This is a genomic window from Pseudodesulfovibrio halophilus DSM 5663, assembly GCF_059568665.1.
Genome location: NZ_JCANTV010000002.1, coordinates 71850 through 91236, shown reverse-complemented (window position 1 = coordinate 91236; position 19387 = coordinate 71850). Strand labels below are relative to the sequence as shown.

The following is a 19387-nucleotide window of genomic DNA, read 5'->3' as shown; positions in this document are numbered from 1 at the left end:
AAACAGTAAAAATTATTGAACACCGATCAGGGGAAGTGCCTTTTCCCGCGGCTCGAGGGTTCAAAAAACTCTACTCTTCGCTCTCGGACGGATACGGCAGGCGGACATGAAAACAGGCCCCGGCTCCCTTTTCCGACTCCACCTGAATGCTGCCGCCGTGCGCCCTCACGACGCTCTGAACGATGAACAGCCCCAGCCCCGTGCTGGATTCGCCACCGGTCGGCGCGGCCTTGCCCTTGTGGTAGTCCTCGAAGAGCTGCCCCTGCTCTTCCGATTCGATCCCCGGCCCCTGATCGCAGACCGAGAGCAGGATATCGCCTTCGGAGTGCTCCAGCTTTACGGAAATGGTGGTCCCCGGCATGGAAAACTTGACGGCGTTGGAAAGCAGGTTGTCCAGCACCTGCCCTATCCTGGCGGCGTCCACCGAGACGGCGGGCAGCTCTTCCAGTTCTTCGCTAATTTGGATGCTTTTGCGCTTGGCCATGAGCCTGTTGGCCACGACCCGGTCGTGAACCACGGTATGCAGGTCGGTGGAAGCAGGGTTCAGCTCGAGTCTGCCGGACTGAATGGCGGAAACGCCAAGCAGATCGTCCACGAGCATCCGCATGTTGTCAGCGGACTGCGCGATGATATCCAGCACCTGCCGCTGTTCGCCGTCAATATCCTTCAGCTCTGCCTTGAGAAGGTTGGCAAACCCTCTGATGCCGTTGATCGGGTTGCGCAGATCGTGCGCCACGAATCCGAGAAAGCGGAGTCTGGCCTCGTTTACTTCCTTGAGTTTCTCGATACGCTCCAGCCGCTCCAGATTCTGCTCGACACGGCAGACGATCTCTTCGGTCAGGAAGGGCTTGCGCAGAAAATCGTCGGCACCGGCCTTGAGAAACCAGACGGAAAGCGGGCCGGTGTCGTTCGAGGAGATACCGATGAGCGCGACCTCTTCATTGCTGCGGGTCTCACGCACCTTCCGCACAAGGCTGAGGCCGTCCATGCCGGACATGGCGAAATCGGTGACCACGACGCGCACGCCCTGCTCTCGCTCGAGCACTTCCAGCGCCTCTTTCCCGTCCAGAGCGGTCACTACATTGAACATCCGCCTGCGCAGCACGGCGGAGACGTGTTCCCGCATGGAACGGGAGTCCTCGCAGATCAACACCTTGCAGTCGCGATTGGCCCACAGGCGGGCCAGGGCGCGCACGAGATTGGAGACCGCTCTGGAGTCCTTGAAAATATAGTCGGCGACGCCTTTGTCCAGCACTGTCCGACGGAGCTGCTCGTCCATGCCGGAAGTGAAGACCACGGAGGGAATGTCCCGGCCAAGCACGAGGTCGACGATTTCACCGTCGGGCGCGTCCGGGAGGTTGAGATCAAGAACGGCGCAATAGAAGCGTTCGGGATTCTGCTGCACGAGCCGCTCGGCCCCTGCGAAATCGACGGCGCTCTCCACCGTGAAGCCAAGTTCCGAAGGAATCCTGCGTTCCAGTTCCTGTAGAATGGACTTGCTGTCTTCCACTACCAGTATGATCGGCGGGGTCTCGCTGCAGGCCACGGCACGCTCCCGTGAATGAGTCTCTACTCGCTTTCCAGGGAAAATCCTTTTTCACGGAGTTTTCGCCCGGAAACGGCACCGACCCTCACGAGCCGCAGGGTGCCGTCGTCCAGAACTTCCACAACAGTGGAAGGCGCGCCGCCGGACGGATAAGGCCGCCCGGAATAGAACGCATCCGCCCCGGCCAGCAGCTCCCGGTCAAGCTCCTCGGGCAACGCCGCAGGAGGCTGTCCGCTGCGGTTGGCGCTTGTGGCGACCAACGGAGCTCCGACCATCTCGCTCAGGCGAGCCGCCGCGGCGTGGGCGGTCCAACGCACCGAGGTCAGGCCGCGTTCGTCGCTCACTCCGGAAGCGAGGCTCGGCGAGGCCGGAACGAGAATCGACAGCGGGCCGGGCCAGAACGTCCGCATGAGCTTTGCCGCAACGCCGGTTACGGGACCGCAGACCCTCTCGAGGCCTTCCATGCTCCCCACAAGCAGCGGCAGGGGCTTCCCCTCCGGTCTTGCCTTGAGGCGGGAAACGTTCCGGACCGCCTCTTCACTGTCTCCGCGACAGCCGACGGCATAGAGGGTTTCCGTGGGATACACGGCCAGCCCCCCGTTACGCAGGGCGTCGGCCACCGCCTGAAGTTGATCGGGCGTGCTGTTCATGAGGATGCGCCTTCCTGCATCAAAAGTAATAGGACTTCGGCTGGAGATGCTATTATAGTCTCAGCGGGTGTACCATTCGCCGCGCAGCCGCTCCAGCTCTTCGGGAGAATAGGAGGGGCTGTCGTACATGCCCTCGGCGTTGCGCTGCGTAAACGCTTCGTAAAGAATCAGCGCGGCGGCCACGGAAACATTGAAGCTCTGCACCATGCCCTGCATGGGGATGTACACTTCGTCCGGCACGAGCTCGGCCAGCTCCGGGGAGGTCCCGCGGTGCTCGTTGCTCAGGATAACCGCCGTGGGGCCGGTATAGTCGAAGTCCATCACCGTGCGGGCGGTGGGGGAAAACCCGGTGCGCAGAATCTGGTACCCCTGATCCCGAAGATCGCCGATCATGGCGGCGTGGTCTTCGTGGCGCACCCGCTCCACCCACTTCTTGGCGGAAGCGGAGCTCTTCTTGCCGAGCTCGGGCCACTTTGCGGTGGTGTAATACAGATGCACCCGGTTCACGCCGAACGCATCGCAGCTGCGCAACACGGCCGAGACGTTGTGCGGATCCCAGATGTTGTCCATGACGAGGGTCAGGTCCTTCTGGCGTCTGGCGAGCACCTCGTCCACGCGTTTTTTTCTCGTATCAGTGATTTCGCGAACCATGGACGGCTCAATAGCCCGTCCCGCCGCGTCAGGCAAGAGAATAGATTTATAAAGAATAAGTCATTGACATTATTTTAACCATCGGGACATCATACCATAACGACATGGTTTTATAGCCCAACAGCCGGAGGAAACATGCGGGCATTGATAGTGGAAGACGAATTCCTGAGCCGCAAGGTTCTGAAATCGTTTCTCATGTCACTTTTTGAAGTAGACATAGTGGTCAATGGCCGCGAAGCCATAGAAGCCGTCAGACTCGCCATTGAAGAGAAACGCCCCTACCATCTGGTGCTCATGGACATCATGATGCCGGAAATTGACGGAATCGAAGCGCTTGCAGCCATACGCGACATGGAAAACCAACAGGAGGGGCCGCGCTCCAAGGTCATCATGACATCCGCGCTGGATGACCCCAAAACCGTTCTCAAGTCCTTTCACGAGGGTCAGGCCTCGGGGTATCTGGTAAAACCCGTGGACAAGGAAAAGCTCTTCAAGGAACTCGAACGAGTGGGTCTGCTCAAGCAATAGCCACGGAGATCGGCATGAGTGAAGACGATGCAATGGTCGACGAGTTCTTCTCGGAGGTCAACGACAAGTACTACCCCCAGGTGATGGAGGGGCTTGAACAGCTCGATTTCGGCCTGACTGAGGAAGGAATCGAGATCCTCGCCCGCCCTCTGCACACCATCAAGGGCGTCACCGGCTTCATGGCCGGGTTCGAGTACGCCTCGTCGTTCACGCACAAGGTCGAGGACTTCATGAAGAAGGTCCAGTCCGGCGAGGTTGCCGCGGAGCCCTCGAACATTGCGGTCCTCTCCGAATCCGTGAACATGATCTTTCAGGTGCTGGAACAGCTGCGCGACACGGGCCAGCCGGACGAGGACGAGACCCGCAGAATTCAGGAGCTCATCCGCGAAGCCACCGAGGGCGGCGGCGCCGGAGACGCGGGCCCCGAGGCGGCCGGAGTCGATGTCGAGGAGAAGGACGGCGTGACCGTCATCCGCGTCAAGGACCGTCGGGTTCACTTCGAGCCGCACCGCAAGCCAATCACCAGCGCCATCATTCAGGCCGGGGCAGGCACGCCCATCCTCATGGACATGGGCGAGGTCCTGACCTTCAACTCATCCTCGTGGGAGGCCATTGCCGAGTTGGTGGGCATCTTCGACATTTCCGTCTGCTGTCTCTCCCCCTCGTGCAAGGACGTCTTCTACTCGTGGGCCTTCGACAAGACCATCGCGGCCTTCGATGACGAGCAGGCATTTTTCAAAGGGCGCGAACAGCGCCAATGAGGTAACGAATGCGCGACGGCATCCGCGAATGCATTGAGGAATTCGAGAAACGCATCCTTGAGGCCGAGCAGGGCAAGGCTCAGGTGGTCGAGGCCATGGATATGATGGGCCTGAGCCACATGAAAGTCTCGTCCGCTCAGGTCATCGCCCTGCTCGACATGCTCTCCGACGGCATCACACCGATCTCGCAGGAGATCGTCACGGCGATGCTCGGCGTGACCGAAGCGCAGAAAAAATTTCTGATGTCGCTGGCGGGCATTCTCGACCTCGGTGCAGTGGAGACCAAGAGCGAAGAGGATATCGCCGAAGCGCAGGAAGCCGCCACCCGCGAGGACGCCGAGGCCGAAGCCGCCGCGGCGGCCGCCATGGGCGGGGAAGAGGTTGCCCCCTCCGATACCGGCGAAAAGGCTGACACCTCCGGTAAGCCCGAAGCCGGCGCCGGGCAGGCCCCCTCGCAGCCCAAGGAGGAAAAGCAGGCGCAGCCGCAGGCCATTTCCTCCATCCGCGTCGCCACGGATCGTCTCGACCGCGTCATCGAGCACGTGGGCAAGCTCATGGTCACGTACGCGGTCATCGCCCAGAGCAGCGGCAAGAACGCCCAGAAGACCTCCGCCAGCCTGCGCGAACTGGACACGGTCATCAACAAGCTCCAGAACGAGGTGGACGCCATCCGGCTCGTGCCTCTCAAGCAGATTTTCATGCCCATGCACCGGCTGGTGAAGAGCCTCTCCCAGAAGATCGGGAAGAAGCTCGAATTCGTCATCAAGGGCGAAGAGCTGGCGCTGGACAAAACCATCGTGGAGAGCCTCAACGAGCCGCTGGTGCACCTCTTGCGCAACGCAGTGGACCACGGCCTCGAAACGCCTGAGGAGCGCGAGGCGGCCGGAAAGCCCGACACCGGCTCCGTTCAGCTTTCCGCGTGGCGCAAGGGCGAAGAGGCCTTCATCGAGGTCCGCGACGACGGCAAGGGCCTCGACCCCGAACGTATTCATGCCAAGGCCGTCGAAAAGGGCATCGCCGACCCGGACAAGGAATATTCCGACAAGGAAATCCTTCAGTTCGTACTGGAGTCCGGCTTCAGCACCGCAGCGGAAGTCACCGACGTTTCCGGTCGCGGCGTTGGCATGGACGCGGTGGTCAACGCCATCCGGGTGGGGCTCGACGGCGACATCCGCATCGACAGCGAGCTGGGCAAAGGAGCCACCTTCACCATCGTCATTCCGCTGGACCGCTCCGCCAACGAAGGCATCGTGGACGCCATCATTACCAGACTGGGCGACGACGTCTTCATCATTCCCAGCCGCGACGTGATGGAAATCTACGTGCCAACGCGACAGGAAGTGGTCGAACTTCCTGACGGCCGCGAGACCGTGGATGTGCGCGGCGAAGTCCACTCCCTGCTGCGCCTCGGCGATTATCTGGACATCGAACCCAAGGTGGACGACATCGAAAAGGCCCAGTGCGTGGTGGTCCGCGTGGGCGAATACAAGGCCGCCATCCTCGTGGACGAAGTGCTCAAGCAGCAACAGGTTGTCATCACCCGCTTCACGGTCCCCGTGGAGGAAGTGTTCCACCTGCCCATTCTCGGCTTCGGCATGATGGGCGAATCCGACGCGCTCGTGGTGGACACCGAGGAATTGCTCAACAGCGCCGGGGAAGTCGGCCGTCAGGCTTGACATCGGCCGCGCAATCTCCTTATTTCAAAACCGCTTCAGGTGTCCGTAAGGACTTGATAGGGAATCCCGTGAGAATCGGGAGCGGACCCGCCGCCGTGACCCCCGCGAATCCCGTCCCCGAGTGAGCCACTGGAATCCGTTCCGGGAAGGCCGGGACAGGGAGGGGCAGCCGGAAGACCTGCCGAAGCCTGTCTCTGGTTCAGCCGGACGGCAACGGGGCTTTTGTCCGTTCGGAACACTTCTCGGGAAGCAAGCCCCTTCCGGCCATCTCTTTGCCGGGGGGTCTTTTCTTTCCAACAACCAAGCCCCTCCATTCCATGGAGGCTTTCATGCGCATCGCATCCCTTGTTCTGGCTCTCTGCCTGCTTTTCCCAGCGGCCGCTCTCGCGGGCCACTCCCACGCCGAAGGTCCGGCAAAGAAGGCCATTGTGCTCGCCGCGTTCGGCACCAGCTACCCCGAGGCGCTGCAGTCCATCCTGACCATTCGCGACAAGGTCGTGCAGGCCTTTCCCGAAATCCCCGTGCGCCTCGCGTTCACCTCGGACATCATCCGCAGGAAATGGCAGAAACGCGCCAGCGACCCGCAGTGGAGCAAGGACCATCCCGAGATTCCGCGTGACGTGCTGCACGTCAAGCACCCGCTGGCGACAATCGCCGACCTGCAGAACGACGGCTATCGCGACATCACCGTCCAGTCCCTGCACGTCTTCGCAGGCGAGGAGTTTCACGACCTGATCACGCTCGTGTCCTCCCTGCGCTCCATCCGCTCCCTCAAGCCGCGGCACCGGCCCTTCCAGCGCCTGAATCTCGGCCGCCCGGCTCTGGGTATGCCCGGCGAGCAGCATCCCTATACCGAGGACATCGACGAAGCGGTCAAGGCGCTGGCATCGGACGTAAAGGAGGCCAGAGAAGCCAACGCCGCCCTGCTCTACATGGGTCACGGCAACGACTACTTCTCCACCGGCATCTACGCGGAATTCGCCGCCGCCATGCAGGCGGAATACGAGTATCCCGTCTTCGTGGGCTGCGTGGAAGGGTACCCCTCCTTCGACCACGTGCTGCCCAAGCTGCGCGAATCCGGCAAGGCCAACGTACTCATGAAGCCCTTCATGGTGGTCGCAGGAGACCACGCCTCCAACGACATGGCGGGCGACGAGGACGATTCGTGGAAAATCCTGCTCAAAAAGGCGGGCTACAAGGTCAGGACACAGCTTCGCGGCCTCGGATCCGTGGACGGCTGGGCCGACCTGTATGTAAAAAATCTCAAGCAGGCCATGGAGTAACGGGCAGACCGTGAATCAAAACGCATCGGCAGCGGTCCGGGCGGTGCTGCTTCCGGCGGCACTGGGCGCGGCCCTCGCACTGATCGCGGCGGCATCCCTTGTCATGGGCTTCGTCGACATCCCCGCGGGCGACGCCCTCGGGATCGCGCTGGGCCTGCCCGGATTCGAAGCCGCGCCACAGATCCGGGCCATCGTCATGGACGTCCGGCTGCCGCGCATCCTGACCTCGGCCGGGGCCGGTTTCGGCCTCGGCGTGGCAGGCGCAGTCTTTCAGGGCGTGCTGCTCAACCCGCTTGCCGACCCCTTCACCCTCGGGGTGTCCTCCGGGGCGGCCTTCGGGGCGGCGCTGTGCCTCGTGCTCGGGCTGAGCTTTCTCGGCCCGGCCACGCTGCCCGCCTTCGCCTTCGCCGGAGCCTGTCTCACGCTTCTGGCCGTACTGTTCATCGCACGCGGCGACCGCTCCCGGTCCCCGGCAACGCTGGTGCTGGCTGGCATCATCACGGCCTCCATCCTGTCAGCGGGACTGAGCTTCCTGAAATATCTCGCGGACGAGCGCGTCTCCGCCATCATCTTCTGGCTCATGGGCAGCTTTGCCGGCGCCGGATGGGACCGGGCCGCCATGGTCTGGGGCGCGGGCATCGCCGGACTGATCTGGTGCCTGTGGTTCGCACGCGACCTCAACGTCATGTCCCTCGGGGGCCGCTCGGCCGCATCACTTGGCGTGAACCCGGGGCGCGTCCGCCTCGCCCTGCTGAGCGGTGCGTCTCTCGTGAGCGCCGTCTGTGTGGCTTCGGCCGGGATAATCGGGTTCGTCGGCCTCGTGGTGCCGCATCTTGTCCGGCTCGCTTCCGGCCCGGACAACCGGGTGCTGCTGCCCGCATCAGGCCTTGCCGGAGCCGTGCTGCTGCTGGCCGCCGACACCCTGACCCGCGCCGTGCTGCCGCACGAGGTGCCCATCGGCGTTCTCACTGCCCTGATCGGCGGGCCCGTCTTCTGCTGGCTGTTCCGTCAGCGTCATGCCGGAGGCGTCCATGACTGACGCAATTCTCACCGCAGGCGGGCTTTGCTTCGCCCATGGCGAACGAAAGGTTATCGACAACCTTTCCATGCATCTCACAGCGGGCTGCCTCCACGTCATCGTCGGCCCCAACGGATCGGGCAAGTCAACCCTGCTGGACCTCATGGCAGGATACCGCACGCCCGATACCGGAGCTATCCAGCTTGACGGGCAACCCATTTCAGTTTTTTCGCCTGCCGAACGCGCAAGACATCTGGCCTACATGCCCCAGAACGAACATGCCGGGTTTGCCTACACCGTGCGCGAAACCGTCATGATGGGCCGCCACCCGCACATTCCGCGCTTCTCGCCCCCGTCGCCCGAAGACCGCGCCAAGGTGGACGACGCCCTCAGGGCCGTGGACATGACCGCTCTGGCCGACCGCCCCGCCACCGACCTCTCCGGAGGGGAACGGCAGCGCACCGCCCTTGCGCGCACGCTGGCGCAGGACGCACCGCTCATGCTGCTGGACGAACCGACAGCGAGCATGGACCCGCGACACGCGCTGGAGACGATGCACCTGCTACGCAATCTCTGCCAAAACGGCGGCAGCGTCCTCGCGGTGCTGCACGACCTGAACCTGGCCGCCGCGTTCGCCGACGGCGTCACCGTCCTGCACCGGGGCCGCGTCGCAACATCCGGATCCGTAGAGACCGCGCTGGTTCCGGAGATCATCTCCGAAGTCTTCGGTGTGGAAGCATTTGTGGACGACGACCCGTTCACCGGACGGCCCCGCATCGCCCTGAGGAGGCCGCAGGGATGATCCGCGTCTTTCTGGCGACATTACTGCTGCTCCTAATGCCGCAAGCCGCCGATGCAGCCAGCGTCACGGACAGTCTCGGTAGGACGGTCACGTTTCACGAGCCGTTCAAGCGAATCGTGTCGCTGTACGCGGCGCACACCCGGAATCTGCTGCTCATGGGAGCCGGGGAACGCGTGATCGGGGTTTCCCGCTCGGCGGACAAAGCCGTCGCCCAAAATCGCGCCGTGCTTGGCTCGCGCGATGGTGCCGAGCGATTCCTTGCACACCGGCCCGATCTGGTTCTGATCCGCCCCATGCATGAGCGCGCGCACTCCGGCATCTGGCAACAGCTCCGGGCGCAGGGCGTGACGGTACTCGCCATACAGCCCGGTACCCCGCAGGAAATGTACGACTATTGGCTCGACCTCGGCCTGCTTTCGGGCCAAACCGAGGCGGCGCAGGCAATGACGGATACGTTCCGCAGTGAACTGAAAACCATGCTGAAGCAGGCGGATGCCCGTCCGGAAGCCCAGCGGCCCGTGGTCTTTTTCGAATCCATCCACCGCTATTACCGCACCTTCAGCCCCGGCTCCATGCCGTTGCTTGTCCTGCGCGCAGCGGGCGGGATCAACGCCTTTCCCGATGCACCGGCCCGGCGCGGGAGCAACATCGCGGACTGCGGCAGGGAGCGACTGCTGGCCTCGGGACATCGCATCGACGCCTATGTGGCGCAGGTCGGACGCATGAACCCGGTAACGGTTCGGGCGATCACGGAGGAACCCGGCTTTTCTGCGATCAAGGCCGTGCGCGAAGGCCGCGTCATGCTCATGGACGAGGCGCTCGTGTCGCGCCCCACGCCGGACCTGCTTGAAGGGGCGCGGACCCTGCGGGAGATGCTGTTCCACCATTGACCAACAGGCGGGAAAAGGACACTGTCCGTCCACCCGCATCATTCGAGGATATATCATGCAACGAGGAACCCTTTTCGGCGTCGGGGTCGGTCCCGGCGACCCGGAACTGCTGACCTTCAAGGCCGTGCGCGTCCTGAGCGACGCTGACGTGATCTTCGCCGCGTCGTCCACCAAGAACGACTACTCCACCGCGCTGGGCATCGCCCGTCCGCACATGAAGCCGGACGCACAGATCGTGCAGCTCGGCTTTCCCATGACCCGCGAGGGCGGGGAGCTTCGCCGTGCGTGGGAAAAGAACGCTCAGGCAGTGGACGAGGTGCTCGCCTCAGGTCGCAACGCCGCCTTTCTGACGCTCGGGGATCCGCTGACCTACAGCACCTTCGGCTACCTACTGCGCACCCTGCTGGACATGGCGCCCGACACGCGCATTGAGACCGTGCCGGGCATCACCTCCTATCAGGCCGCCGCCGCCAAGGTGGGCGCGCCGCTCTGCGAATCCGGCGAAAATCTCGTGGTCATCCCCGGCGTATGTTCGCCCGGCGAACTGGAGCAGGCGCTGGACTCGGCGGACAATGCCGTGATAATGAAGACTTACCGCAATTTTTCCGCCATACGGGACACGCTGGAGCAGCTCCGGCTGGCGGAGGACACGGTACTGGTTTCCCGTCTGGGCATGGAAGGCGAATCCGTGCTCATGGACATCAAGGACGCACCCGTCAAACCGCACTACTTCTCGCTGGCCATCGTCAAGAAGAACCGGGGCACCATCCCGGGCCGCGACTGTGAATCAGGAAGCACCGAATGAGCACCGCCATTGTCCTCGCCGCCTACGGCTCCCGACACCTCAAGGCCGCCGCCGCCATGAACAGCATGATCCGCCGCGTCGGCGCGCGCTGGCCCGGCGTGCGTCTCGAAACCGTGATGGCCTCCCATCACATCCGCCGGATCATGGAGGACGAGGGCGACGACGTTGAGTCGCTCGAGGACGTGCTGACGCGTCTGAGCGACGACAACGTGGAGCGCGTGGCGCTCCAGTCCCTGCACGTGATTCCCGGCGGAGGGTTCGACAGGATGCGCCACACCGCCCGGCTGTTCATGAAGAACGGCGCGATCTCGCGCGTGGAACTGGGCGAACCGCTTCTGGGCGCGGAGACCGAGGACGAGATGCAGCGCGTCGCCGAGGCGGTCCGAAGCGAATTCCCCGACGACGGCGACCCGGCGAACGCCCTGCTGCTCATGGCCCACGGCTCACGGCATCACGGGCACAGCTACTACCAGCATCTGGACCAGTACCTTCGCGCCAACGTGCCGCACGCGCACCTCGGAGCCATGAAACTGGAGCCGAGCCTCGACACCGTCATCGACCGTTTCCGCGAAACCGGCATCAGGCGCATCACGCTTCAGCCGCTGATGTTCGCCTCCGGCTACCACGTGGCCGAAGACATGAGCGGCAGCCATGACGACTCGTGGCAGACCCGTCTGGAAAGCGAAGGATTCGAGGTACAAAGCGTTAAACGCGGCCTCGGGGAATATGACGCCTTTGCCCGCATCTGGATGGATCACCTCGCCGATGCCATGGGCTTTCTCGACCGCCGCTAGCCGCGCGCGTTTACAGATACTCCCCGGCGGGGTATGTTTTCAGGACCGGGAGTTTTCGCATGAGCATATCCATCCGTACCCATGAAGGACATGTGGTCCGCACCGAAGCCGACTCGGACGCGTCCCTCGAACAGGCCATTTTTCTGACCGGCGTCTGGGAGGGTGTGCCGCTCTGCTCGGGTCTTGGCCGTTGCGGGCTCTGCCGGGTGCGCTTTCGCTCCAAGCCCCCGAAGCCCGCCGCAGAGGACCGCCGCAGATTCAGCCGCGAAGAGCTTTCCAATGGCTGGCGGCTCGCCTGCCTGCATCCGGCCAAGCCCTGCGACGTGGAAATTCCCGAACCCGTGCGCGCCGCACGGACCGGCCTGCGGGCCGTACCCAAGCTGGAGTCTTTTGATCTGGCCGTGGACCTTGGCACCACCACCATGCACTGGGCCGCCACGTCCGAAGACGAAGTGGTCGCGGAAGGCGGCGAACTCAATCCGCAGAACGGCCTCGGGGCGGAGATCATGTCCCGGCTGGCTCACGCCGCCGCCCCGGAAGGCGCCCATATCCTGCGCGACCTTGTTTCCCGGCGCATACGAAAGCTCGTGCTCACGCTGGAGGAAGCCGCCGGCGGACACTGCCGCAAACTCGTGATCTCCGGCAACGCCGCCATGATCTACCTGCTACTCGGCATGGACCCGGCCCCGCTCTCATCGGCCCCCTACGGGCTGGAATACCGGGGCGGCGACGAACGCTTCATCGCCGAGGACATCCCCCTTGCGTACATTCCGCCACTGCTCGCGCCCTTCGTGGGTGCGGACGTCAGCGCGGGCCTTCTCGCTGTGGAAATGAACGGCCAGCCGCCGGAATACCCCTACCTGCTGGCTGACCTCGGCACCAACGGCGAGTTCGTGCTCGCGCTCTCCCCGGACGAAAGGCTGATCGCCAGCGTCCCCATGGGACCCGCGCTGGAGGGCGTGGGGCTGGCCTTCGGACGCACTGCCGGACCGGGCAGCGTCACCGGATTCGACCTGACGCCCAAGGGACTGCACCCGCGCCGACTGCCAGGCAAGACAGAACATCCGGGCATGACCGGCACGGCCTATCTCTCCCTGTGCGCCAACCTGCTTTCCCTCGGTCTGCTTGACGAATCCGGCCGATTCGGTCATGGAACCACACCGTTGGCCGCACGCTTCGCGGCGCGCGTGGCAAAACGTCACGGCGAACCCGCTTTCGACTGCGGAGACGGTCTGCTCCTGCCAGCTTCGGACGTGGAGGAAATCCTCAAGGTCAAGGCGGCCTTCGACCTGGCGGTATCCGCGCTGCTTCGCGAGGCCGGTCTCGGCCCGTCGGCCCTGAAGACATTCCATCTTGCCGGGGCACTCGGCGAACACGTGGGCATAGGCGACCTTGAACGGCTCGGCTTCCTGCCTTCGGGCGCGGCCGGACGGGTCAAGCGCAGCGGGAACACCTCGCTGCGCGGCGCGCTGCTGCTCCTGCGCTCGGACGAAGCCAGACGGCGGGCACTGCAACTGCCGGCAAACACACGACTCCTCGACCTGACCGAGGCTAACGATTTCACTGACGATTACGTCAAAAGGATGCGATTCACCCATGTGGGCTGAAACACTTTTCCCGCCGCTGCCCGATGAGACCGCCCGGATTCTTGACAACGTGGGCCCCGCCCTGCGCGAGGCGTTCCCCCTCAAGGGCAAGCACTTCAAATTCCTGCCCAACAACATTCGGGACATGTCCGCCGCGCTGACCACCGACCGGGCCGAAGCGCGCAAGATGTACATGAGCGAAGGCAAGCATCTGGGCGCGTATATCTACTATTTCCTGCCGTGGAACCTGTACCGGCTCTCCCGGCTGTTCACCGGCCTCGCCCCGGACCTGCCTGAAGGCGCTACAATCACCGACCTCGGCTCCGGCCCGCTCACCGCGCCGCTGGCGATGTGGATAGCCCGTCCCGAGCTGCGTTCTCGCAAACTGCGCTTCATCTGCATCGACAAGGCTCCGGCCGCCATGCACACAGGCATGGACGTCTACAAGTCCCTGAACCGGGCCATGGAGGCGGGCAGCCCCTGGGAAATCAAGATGGTCAAGGGCGACATTCTCAAGCCGATCCGCGAAAAGTCGGAGCTGGTCATTGCCGCCAACACCCTCAACGAGCTGAACTGGGCAGGAAAGAACGCGGACAGTCTCGGCCAGAAAGTGGCCAAGACCCTGACGGGCGGCCTGAAGCCGGACGGCAAACTGCTCGTGGTGGAAACCGGCGTACGCCTCACCGGACGCATCATCAGCCTGATGCGCGAACAGCTCATCGCCGCCGGACTCGCGCCGCTGGCCCCGTGCCCGCACGTGAAGGATTGCCCCATGCCCGGCACGAGCCACGGCCGCTGGTGCCATTTCAACTTCGACGTGAACGGCGCGCCGCAGTGGCTTGAGGACATCACCCGCAAGGCGCGGCTGACCAAAAAAAGCGTCAGCCTGAACCTGCTGTACATGACCCGCGACTTCCAGCCGCCGGAGCAGATGGTGCGCGCGGTCTCCGAGCCCTTCGATGTGGAGGGCGGCAAGGCCCAGTACGGATGCGCGGCGCGCGGCCTGACGCTGCTGCGCTACCCCGGCGGCACCCCCACGCTTTTCCCCGGACAGTCCATCACCGCCCGCTGGCCCGAGGAAGACTCCTTCGACACGAAATCCGGCGCGGTGGAGCTGCCCGTGAACTTCAAGAAGAAAACGCCGAAGAAATGATCATCAAGGACCTTGGCCTCATTTCCTACAAGGACGCCGAACAGCTGCAACTGGAGACGCTGCGGTCCGTCATCGACGGTGAGCGCGAGAACACCCTGTACCTGCTGGAACACCCCAAGGTCATCACCTACGGCAGACAGGGCGGCGGGGAAAACCTGCACGTACCGGAGAACTATCTGGCCGAACAGGGCATCGAAGCCGCGCAGACGGCGCGGGGAGGCAACATAACCTGCCACTTCCCCGGCCAGCTCGTGGCCTACCCCATCTGGCGCGTGGAGAAGCGGCCCGGCGGCATGCGGGCCTTCTTTCACGACATGGAGCAGGCCGTCATCGACACCTGCGCCGCCTTCGGGATTTGCTGCGCCCGACGCGAGGGGCACCCCGGCGTCTGGGTGGACGAGACCCGGAAAATATGCTCCATGGGCATCGGCGTGCGCAAATGGGTCACCTATCACGGGCTGGCCCTCAACGTCGGCTCGGACGTGAGCCTTTTCAATCTCATCACCCTTTGCGGCATACAGGGCGCGTCCCCCACGTCCATGAGCGCCGAGGCCGGAAGGGAAATAAGCGTCGAGGAAGTCAAGAATGTCTTCGCCGAAGAATTCCGAAAGACCTTTGCGGATTCCGCCGTGGCTCAGGACCAAGCTGCCGCAGGGCAATAACTACTCCTGCACGTCCAGCCTGATCCGCGATCTGGGCCTCAACACCGTCTGCCAGAGCGCCAAATGCCCCAACACGTGGGAATGCTTCGGCAAGAAAGTCGCCACGTTCCTCATCATGGGCGGCATCTGCACGCGCAACTGCCGCTTCTGCAACATCACCTCCGGCGACCTCGAGCCACTGGACCCGACCGAACCGAAGCGCGTTGCCGAAGCTGCCGAACGGCTGGAACTGCGGCACGTGGTCATCACCTCGGTCACGCGTGACGACCTCCCGGACGGCGGTGCGTCGCACTTCGCGGCCACCATCCGCGCGGTACGCGAAAAGCTCCCCGAGGCCAGCGTGGAAGTGCTCATCCCGGACCTTCAGGGCGACGAGCAGGCGCTGCGCACGGTGCTGGCCGAGCGGCCGGACATCATGAACCACAACGTGGAGACCGTGCCGCGGCTGTATGAAAGCATCCGCCCGCAGGCCGACTACGCCCAGAGCCTCGAGGTGCTGAAACGGTCCAAGGCGATCGCCCCGGAGATTCCCACCAAGAGCGGGCTCATGCTCGGCCTTGGCGAGGAGGACACGGAAGTCATGCGCGTGCTCGACGACTTGGCCGCCGTGGACTGCGACATCGTGACCGTCGGCCAGTACATGCAGCCCACCAAGGATCACCCGCCGGTCAGGCGCTACGTGCCCCCGGCACACTTCGACGAGTTCGCCGCCGCCGGAGAAGCCAAGGGCATCCCGCACATGTTCTCGGCACCGCTTGTCCGTTCAAGCTACAACGCGAGCCGGTTCGTGGGGAAGAAGTAACTCCTCGTCACGCCGCGCCGGAGACCGCTTCCGTCTGGCCGCCGTGGTTCAGGTTCTTGATGTCGCGCAGCGGGGGAGCGCCGAACTGGCGCTTGTACTCCCGGCTGAACTGCGAAGGGCTTTCGTACCCCACCTGCAGGGCGGCGGTGGTGACGTCCTGATTCTCCGTGAGCATGAGACGCCTTGCCTCGTTGAGTCTGAGCCACTTCTGGAACCGGAGCGGACTCATGGCCGTCATGGCGCGGAAGTGATGATGAAACGTGGACACGCTCATGCCGCTCTCCCTTGCCAGCCGCTCCACTCTGACGGGTTTGGCGTAATTGTCCTTCAACCAGCCGATGGCCCGGGCGATCTGCTGCCCGTGGCTGCCCGCCGTGGCGATCTGCCGCAGCCGCGGCCCGACCTCGCTCATGAGCAGGCGGTAGAGTATCTCCTTGAGGATCAGAGGAGCCAGAATGGGGATGTCCCTCGGCTCGCCCTGCAACTCCACAAGGCGCTGAAAACTGTCGAGCAGCGGTCCGGAGACTTCGCAGACCGCCATCCCCCTGCCCGAACGGCAGGCCCGTGTGTCCGGCAGGTCGCTGTCCACCAACAGCTGTGCCAGCATGCCGAGGTCGAGCCTGAGCACAAGCCCCAGCAGCGGCACCTCGCTGCTCGCCTCGATGACCCTGCCCACCACCGGCAACCCGACCGAGGTGACAAGCAGGTGATTCTCGTCGTACACATACTCCTCATCGCCCAGCCGAACCTGCTTGGCCCCCTGCGCCACGAGACAGATGCTCGGGTCATACATGACGCTTTTGGGCTCGGTGGGGTCGTCGTACCGGAAGAAGACCATCCCCGGAACCCCCGACTCGACGGGCCCGTCCTGTCGCGCCCAGCGCGCAATGTGCTCCGCCAGCCTGCTCCGGGTCGCTACCACCTGACCATCGCGAGTATCGCTCATGGAAATCTCCTTTGACATGCTCGATACCAGACGGCCCGGCGAGCGGGCAAGCGACGGCGAGCACATTTCGGAGAATCGTGCAAGACTGACGGAGGATCGGCCTATGCACCGGATCACCCTTTGTCCAGAAGAACCTCAAGGGCCGGTTCGTCACTTACGACACTCATTCACACCTGAGCCACAGCAGATCAGTCGTGCGCCTGTCGTCGCTTCGTCGCAACCGGCGGTGTCTTTTCCTTCACAAATGATTTACGGTGTCTTTTTTGTACCGCCGCCACGCACTTCACCTCGGAGAATCAGGCAAGAATTCGCGACGGTGAGGCATGCAGGAAAATGCTGGTGCGGTTATTTAGTACAACACCGACCGGACGAGCGCCGGACGATTCAATGTTCACACAACAAGGAGGCAAGAGTGCTATACAGAACAATGCCCCAAAACGGCGACAGGCTCTCCGCGCTCGGCTTCGGCTGCATGCGCATGCCCATGGTCGACGGCAAGATCGACGAGGAACGGGCCATATCCCAGATCCGCACGGCCATCGACGAGGGAGTGAACTATCTCGACACCGCATGGCCCTATCACGACGGCGAGAGTGAGCCCCTGCTCGGCAAGGCGCTGAGGGACGGGTATCGCGACAAGGTCAAGATCGCCACCAAGCTGCCTACGTGGATGATAAAGACCCGCGAGGACATGGACTCCTTCCTGAACGCCCAGCTGGAAAAGCTCGGCACCGACCGCATCGACTACTACCTCATCCATGCGCTCTCGGGCCCGTCCTGGGAATCCATCAAGAAACTCGGCGTCATCGACTTCCTGAACAAGGCCGGAAAGGACGGCCGCATCGTCAATGCAGGCTTCTCCTTCCACGGTCTCGCCGAGGACTTTCAGCCCATAGTCGATGACTATCCGTGGGTTTTCTGCCAGATTCAGTACAACCTGCTCGACACCGAGTTTCAGGCCGGCAAAAAGGGACTTGAATACGCGGCATCCAAGGACATGGGCGTCATCGTCATGGAACCGCTTCGCGGCGGCAACCTCGGACTGCCCGCGCCGCAGGCCGTGGCCGACATCTGGGACCTTGCCGACACCAGACGTCCGCCCGTGGAATGGGCCCTGCGCTGGGTCTGGAACCACCCGGAGGTCACGGTCGTGCTTTCCGGCATGAACGAGGAAGCGCACGTACGACAGAACATGGAGATTGCGGGCGACGCCGAGCCGAACTCCATGACCGAAGGAGAGCTGGATCTCTGTCGACGCGTGGCCGACACCTACCGCAAGCTGATGCGGGTCGGCTGTACCGGCTGCGGCTACTGTATGCCCTGCCCCGCCGAGGTGCAGATTCCCACCTGCTTCGACCTCCTGAACAAGGCGCGCATGTTCGACTTCACGGAGGCCAAACGGATGTACGGCATCTTCGCCGAGGGAACGGTGCTGCAGCGCAACGCCGGTTTTGCCTCGCAGTGCGTGGAGTGCGGCGAGTGCATCGAGAAGTGTCCGCAGAGCATCGACATCCCCGAAGTCCTGAAGCAGGTCGTCAGCGAGTTTGAATAGAAACCGCCGGTTTCCGTTTTCGCGGCAAGCGGGCGCGCACATGCCGCCCGCTCGCCTCGAAAACCGACACGGCATCGGAAAGAGTGATGAACATACTCTACTATGACTGCTTCGCCGGCCTCAGCGGCGACATGAATCTGGCCGCCATGATCGATTTGGGCGTGGAACCGGCACACCTTTCGAAAGAGCTGGACAAGCTCGGCCTCGGTCAGGAATTCGAGCTGGTCATCACCGAGGAAATGCGAAACGGCATCCGTGGAACACGTGTGGACGTGCGCCTTGCGGCTGATGACGATCATCATCACGGGCACGGGCATGGACACCACCGCACCTTCGCCGATATCCGCGAAATCATCATGTCCAGCTGCCTGAATGACGCGGTCAAGAAGACCAGCCTGCGCATCTTTCGCCGCGTGGCCGAAGCCGAGGCCAAGGTTCACGGCAAGACTGTGGACGAGGTGCATTTTCACGAGGTCGGCGCCACGGATTCCATCGTGGACATCGTGGGCGCGGCCATCTGCTACCACCGGCTCGACGTGGACGCTGTTTGGTCAGCTCCCGTGGAGCTGGGTGGCGGCTTCGTGCGGTGCGCGCACGGCGAAATGCCGGTCCCGGCTCCTGCCACGGTGGAGATATTGCAAGGCGTGCCGACCTCTCGCGGCAACACGGACCATGAGGCCACCACGCCCACGGGAGCGGCCATCATCGCGGCCCTGACAGACGAATACATCGCCACGCCGACCATGACCGTCACCCAGACCGGCTACGGTATCGGCCACCGCGAAACCACACGCCCCAACCTGCTGCGCGTCCATCTGGCGACGACAGGGGAACAGGACCGCGCGGAGAGCAGCCCCGCCCGTCTGCTACAGTGCAACATCGACGACATGACCGGTGAAGCGCTCGGGCACGCCATGGAGCTGCTTCTGGCAGAGGGGGCCATGGACATTCACTTTTCGTCGATCATGATGAAGAAGAACCGCCCGGCCACCATGGTCTCCCTGCTTTGCGCCGAGGACGAGGAGTCCCGCTTCAGGGAGTTGCTGTTTCGGCACACCACGACGCTCGGCATCAAGAGTTTCGCTCTGGACAAGACCGCCCTTGAACGACGCTTCGACACACTTGAGACGCCTCTGGGGCAGGTGACCATGAAACGTACCCTGCTCGACGGCAGAGTCATCCGGTCCAAGCCGGAATACGAGGACTGCCGTGAACTCGCACGAAAACACGACCTCCCGCTGGCCGAGGTCTACGCCGTCATCGGCAGGCTCGAATAGGAACG

General features: G+C 63.4%; 19 protein-coding genes and 1 riboswitch. Of the genes, 15 read left to right on the top strand and 4 right to left on the bottom strand.

Translation table 11 applies throughout. The annotated features are described in order from the left end of the window. Nucleotides 1-70: 70 nt before the first annotated feature. The 3 genes from BR24_RS00900 to BR24_RS00890 are packed head-to-tail and all read right to left on the bottom strand — an operon-like array spanning nucleotide 71 to nucleotide 2847. A complete protein-coding gene (locus BR24_RS00900) occupies nucleotides 71-1546 on the bottom strand; it encodes a hybrid sensor histidine kinase/response regulator (protein ID WP_496539631.1) in 1476 nt (491 codons plus the stop codon). 23 nt (nucleotides 1547-1569) lie between these two features. Continuing rightward, entirely contained in the window at nucleotides 1570-2196 is a 627-nt protein-coding gene (locus BR24_RS00895) for an L-threonylcarbamoyladenylate synthase (protein ID WP_496539630.1), read from the bottom strand. 60 nt (nucleotides 2197-2256) lie between these two features. Continuing rightward, the gene (locus BR24_RS00890; RefSeq protein ID WP_496539629.1) at nucleotides 2257-2847 is read right to left on the bottom strand and encodes a TrmH family RNA methyltransferase; all 591 of its coding nucleotides are present in this window, start codon (nucleotides 2845-2847) and stop codon (nucleotides 2257-2259) included. A 135-nt stretch (nucleotides 2848-2982) separates the two neighbouring features. Between BR24_RS00890 and BR24_RS00885 the strand changes: the two genes are divergently transcribed. From BR24_RS00885 to lipA, 13 genes are all read left to right on the top strand, one after another. Continuing rightward, on the top strand, nucleotides 2983-3375 hold the full coding sequence (locus BR24_RS00885) for a response regulator (protein WP_496539628.1): 393 nt from the start codon (nucleotides 2983-2985) through the stop codon (nucleotides 3373-3375). 14 nt (nucleotides 3376-3389) lie between these two features. Further along, nucleotides 3390-4136 carry an Hpt domain-containing protein gene (locus BR24_RS00880; protein WP_496539627.1) on the top strand — a complete coding sequence of 249 codons (747 nt, stop codon included), beginning with the start codon at nucleotides 3390-3392 and terminating at the stop codon, nucleotides 4134-4136. Nucleotides 4137-4144: 8 nt separating this feature from the next. Continuing rightward, entirely contained in the window at nucleotides 4145-5812 is a 1668-nt protein-coding gene (locus tag BR24_RS00875) for a chemotaxis protein CheA (protein WP_496539626.1), read from the top strand. A 19-nt stretch (nucleotides 5813-5831) separates the two neighbouring features. Continuing rightward, a riboswitch (cobalamin riboswitch) is annotated at nucleotides 5832-6012 on the top strand. A gap of 129 nt (nucleotides 6013-6141) precedes the next feature. Then, a complete protein-coding gene (locus BR24_RS00870) occupies nucleotides 6142-7095 on the top strand; it encodes a sirohydrochlorin cobaltochelatase (protein ID WP_496539625.1) in 954 nt (317 codons plus the stop codon). Nucleotides 7096-7105: 10 nt separating this feature from the next. Continuing rightward, complete coding sequence (locus BR24_RS00865; protein WP_496539624.1) at nucleotides 7106-8134, top strand: FecCD family ABC transporter permease; 1029 nt, start codon at nucleotides 7106-7108, stop codon at nucleotides 8132-8134. Then, the gene (locus tag BR24_RS00860; RefSeq protein ID WP_496539623.1) at nucleotides 8127-8915 is read left to right on the top strand and encodes an ABC transporter ATP-binding protein; all 789 of its coding nucleotides are present in this window, start codon (nucleotides 8127-8129) and stop codon (nucleotides 8913-8915) included. The genes BR24_RS00865 and BR24_RS00860 overlap by 8 nt, the downstream gene beginning before the upstream one ends. Then, complete coding sequence (locus BR24_RS00855; RefSeq protein ID WP_496539622.1) at nucleotides 8912-9805, top strand: ABC transporter substrate-binding protein; 894 nt, start codon at nucleotides 8912-8914, stop codon at nucleotides 9803-9805. The genes BR24_RS00860 and BR24_RS00855 overlap by 4 nt, the downstream gene beginning before the upstream one ends. 55 nt (nucleotides 9806-9860) lie before the next feature. Further along, a complete protein-coding gene (gene cobI / locus BR24_RS00850) occupies nucleotides 9861-10610 on the top strand; it encodes a precorrin-2 C(20)-methyltransferase (protein WP_496539621.1) in 750 nt (249 codons plus the stop codon). Next, nucleotides 10607-11404 (top strand): sirohydrochlorin cobaltochelatase, encoded by a 798-nt coding sequence (locus tag BR24_RS00845; protein ID WP_496539620.1) that lies wholly within the window; start codon nucleotides 10607-10609, stop codon nucleotides 11402-11404. Before cobI ends, BR24_RS00845 begins: the two co-directional genes overlap by 4 nt. A gap of 59 nt (nucleotides 11405-11463) precedes the next feature. Continuing rightward, complete coding sequence (locus BR24_RS00840) at nucleotides 11464-13011, top strand: ASKHA domain-containing protein (RefSeq protein ID WP_496539619.1); 1548 nt, start codon at nucleotides 11464-11466, stop codon at nucleotides 13009-13011. Further along, nucleotides 13001-14143, top strand: coding sequence for a small ribosomal subunit Rsm22 family protein (locus BR24_RS00835; RefSeq protein WP_496539618.1), 1143 nt, complete (start codon nucleotides 13001-13003; stop codon nucleotides 14141-14143). Before BR24_RS00840 ends, BR24_RS00835 begins: the two co-directional genes overlap by 11 nt. Next, the gene (gene lipB, locus BR24_RS00830; RefSeq protein ID WP_496539617.1) at nucleotides 14140-14805 is read left to right on the top strand and encodes a lipoyl(octanoyl) transferase LipB; all 666 of its coding nucleotides are present in this window, start codon (nucleotides 14140-14142) and stop codon (nucleotides 14803-14805) included. Before BR24_RS00835 ends, lipB begins: the two co-directional genes overlap by 4 nt. Further along, the gene (gene lipA, locus BR24_RS00825) at nucleotides 14729-15607 is read left to right on the top strand and encodes a lipoyl synthase (RefSeq protein WP_496539616.1); all 879 of its coding nucleotides are present in this window, start codon (nucleotides 14729-14731) and stop codon (nucleotides 15605-15607) included. The genes lipB and lipA overlap by 77 nt, the downstream gene beginning before the upstream one ends. 7 nt (nucleotides 15608-15614) lie before the next feature. Here the strand turns inward: lipA and BR24_RS00820 are convergent, their stop codons facing one another. Continuing rightward, nucleotides 15615-16553: an AraC family transcriptional regulator gene (locus BR24_RS00820; protein WP_496539615.1), complete on the bottom strand. Its 939-nt coding sequence runs from the start codon at nucleotides 16551-16553 to the stop codon at nucleotides 15615-15617. A gap of 412 nt (nucleotides 16554-16965) precedes the next feature. Here BR24_RS00820 and BR24_RS00815 point away from each other — a divergent pair, with 412 nt between their 5' ends. After that, the gene (locus BR24_RS00815; protein ID WP_496539614.1) at nucleotides 16966-18105 is read left to right on the top strand and encodes an aldo/keto reductase; all 1140 of its coding nucleotides are present in this window, start codon (nucleotides 16966-16968) and stop codon (nucleotides 18103-18105) included. Nucleotides 18106-18191: 86 nt separating this feature from the next. Next, complete coding sequence (larC, locus tag BR24_RS00810; protein ID WP_496539613.1) at nucleotides 18192-19382, top strand: nickel pincer cofactor biosynthesis protein LarC; 1191 nt, start codon at nucleotides 18192-18194, stop codon at nucleotides 19380-19382. Nucleotides 19383-19387 lie beyond the last annotated feature (5 nt).

What these genes read in the sequence shown, in the direction of transcription:
- BR24_RS00860 (WP_496539623.1), top strand. Translation starts at nt 8,127, where the DNA reads ATGACTGACGCAATTCTCACCGCAGGCGGGCTTTGCTTCGCCCATGGC.
- larC (WP_496539613.1), top strand. Translation starts at nt 18,192, where the DNA reads ATGAACATACTCTACTATGACTGCTTCGCCGGCCTCAGCGGCGACATG.
- BR24_RS00890 (WP_496539629.1), bottom strand. Translation starts at nt 2,847, where the DNA reads ATGGTTCGCGAAATCACTGATACGAGAAAAAAACGCGTGGACGAGGTG.
- BR24_RS00845 (WP_496539620.1), top strand. Translation starts at nt 10,607, where the DNA reads ATGAGCACCGCCATTGTCCTCGCCGCCTACGGCTCCCGACACCTCAAG.
- BR24_RS00870 (WP_496539625.1), top strand. Translation starts at nt 6,142, where the DNA reads ATGCGCATCGCATCCCTTGTTCTGGCTCTCTGCCTGCTTTTCCCAGCG.
- BR24_RS00895 (WP_496539630.1), bottom strand. Translation starts at nt 2,196, where the DNA reads ATGAACAGCACGCCCGATCAACTTCAGGCGGTGGCCGACGCCCTGCGT.
- BR24_RS00855 (WP_496539622.1), top strand. Translation starts at nt 8,912, where the DNA reads ATGATCCGCGTCTTTCTGGCGACATTACTGCTGCTCCTAATGCCGCAA.
- lipB (WP_496539617.1), top strand. Translation starts at nt 14,140, where the DNA reads ATGATCATCAAGGACCTTGGCCTCATTTCCTACAAGGACGCCGAACAG.
- BR24_RS00820 (WP_496539615.1), bottom strand. Translation starts at nt 16,553, where the DNA reads ATGAGCGATACTCGCGATGGTCAGGTGGTAGCGACCCGGAGCAGGCTG.
- lipA (WP_496539616.1), top strand. Translation starts at nt 14,729, where the DNA reads ATGTCTTCGCCGAAGAATTCCGAAAGACCTTTGCGGATTCCGCCGTGG.
- BR24_RS00885 (WP_496539628.1), top strand. Translation starts at nt 2,983, where the DNA reads ATGCGGGCATTGATAGTGGAAGACGAATTCCTGAGCCGCAAGGTTCTG.
- BR24_RS00880 (WP_496539627.1), top strand. Translation starts at nt 3,390, where the DNA reads ATGAGTGAAGACGATGCAATGGTCGACGAGTTCTTCTCGGAGGTCAAC.
- BR24_RS00840 (WP_496539619.1), top strand. Translation starts at nt 11,464, where the DNA reads ATGAGCATATCCATCCGTACCCATGAAGGACATGTGGTCCGCACCGAA.
- BR24_RS00875 (WP_496539626.1), top strand. Translation starts at nt 4,145, where the DNA reads ATGCGCGACGGCATCCGCGAATGCATTGAGGAATTCGAGAAACGCATC.
- cobI (WP_496539621.1), top strand. Translation starts at nt 9,861, where the DNA reads ATGCAACGAGGAACCCTTTTCGGCGTCGGGGTCGGTCCCGGCGACCCG.
- BR24_RS00835 (WP_496539618.1), top strand. Translation starts at nt 13,001, where the DNA reads ATGTGGGCTGAAACACTTTTCCCGCCGCTGCCCGATGAGACCGCCCGG.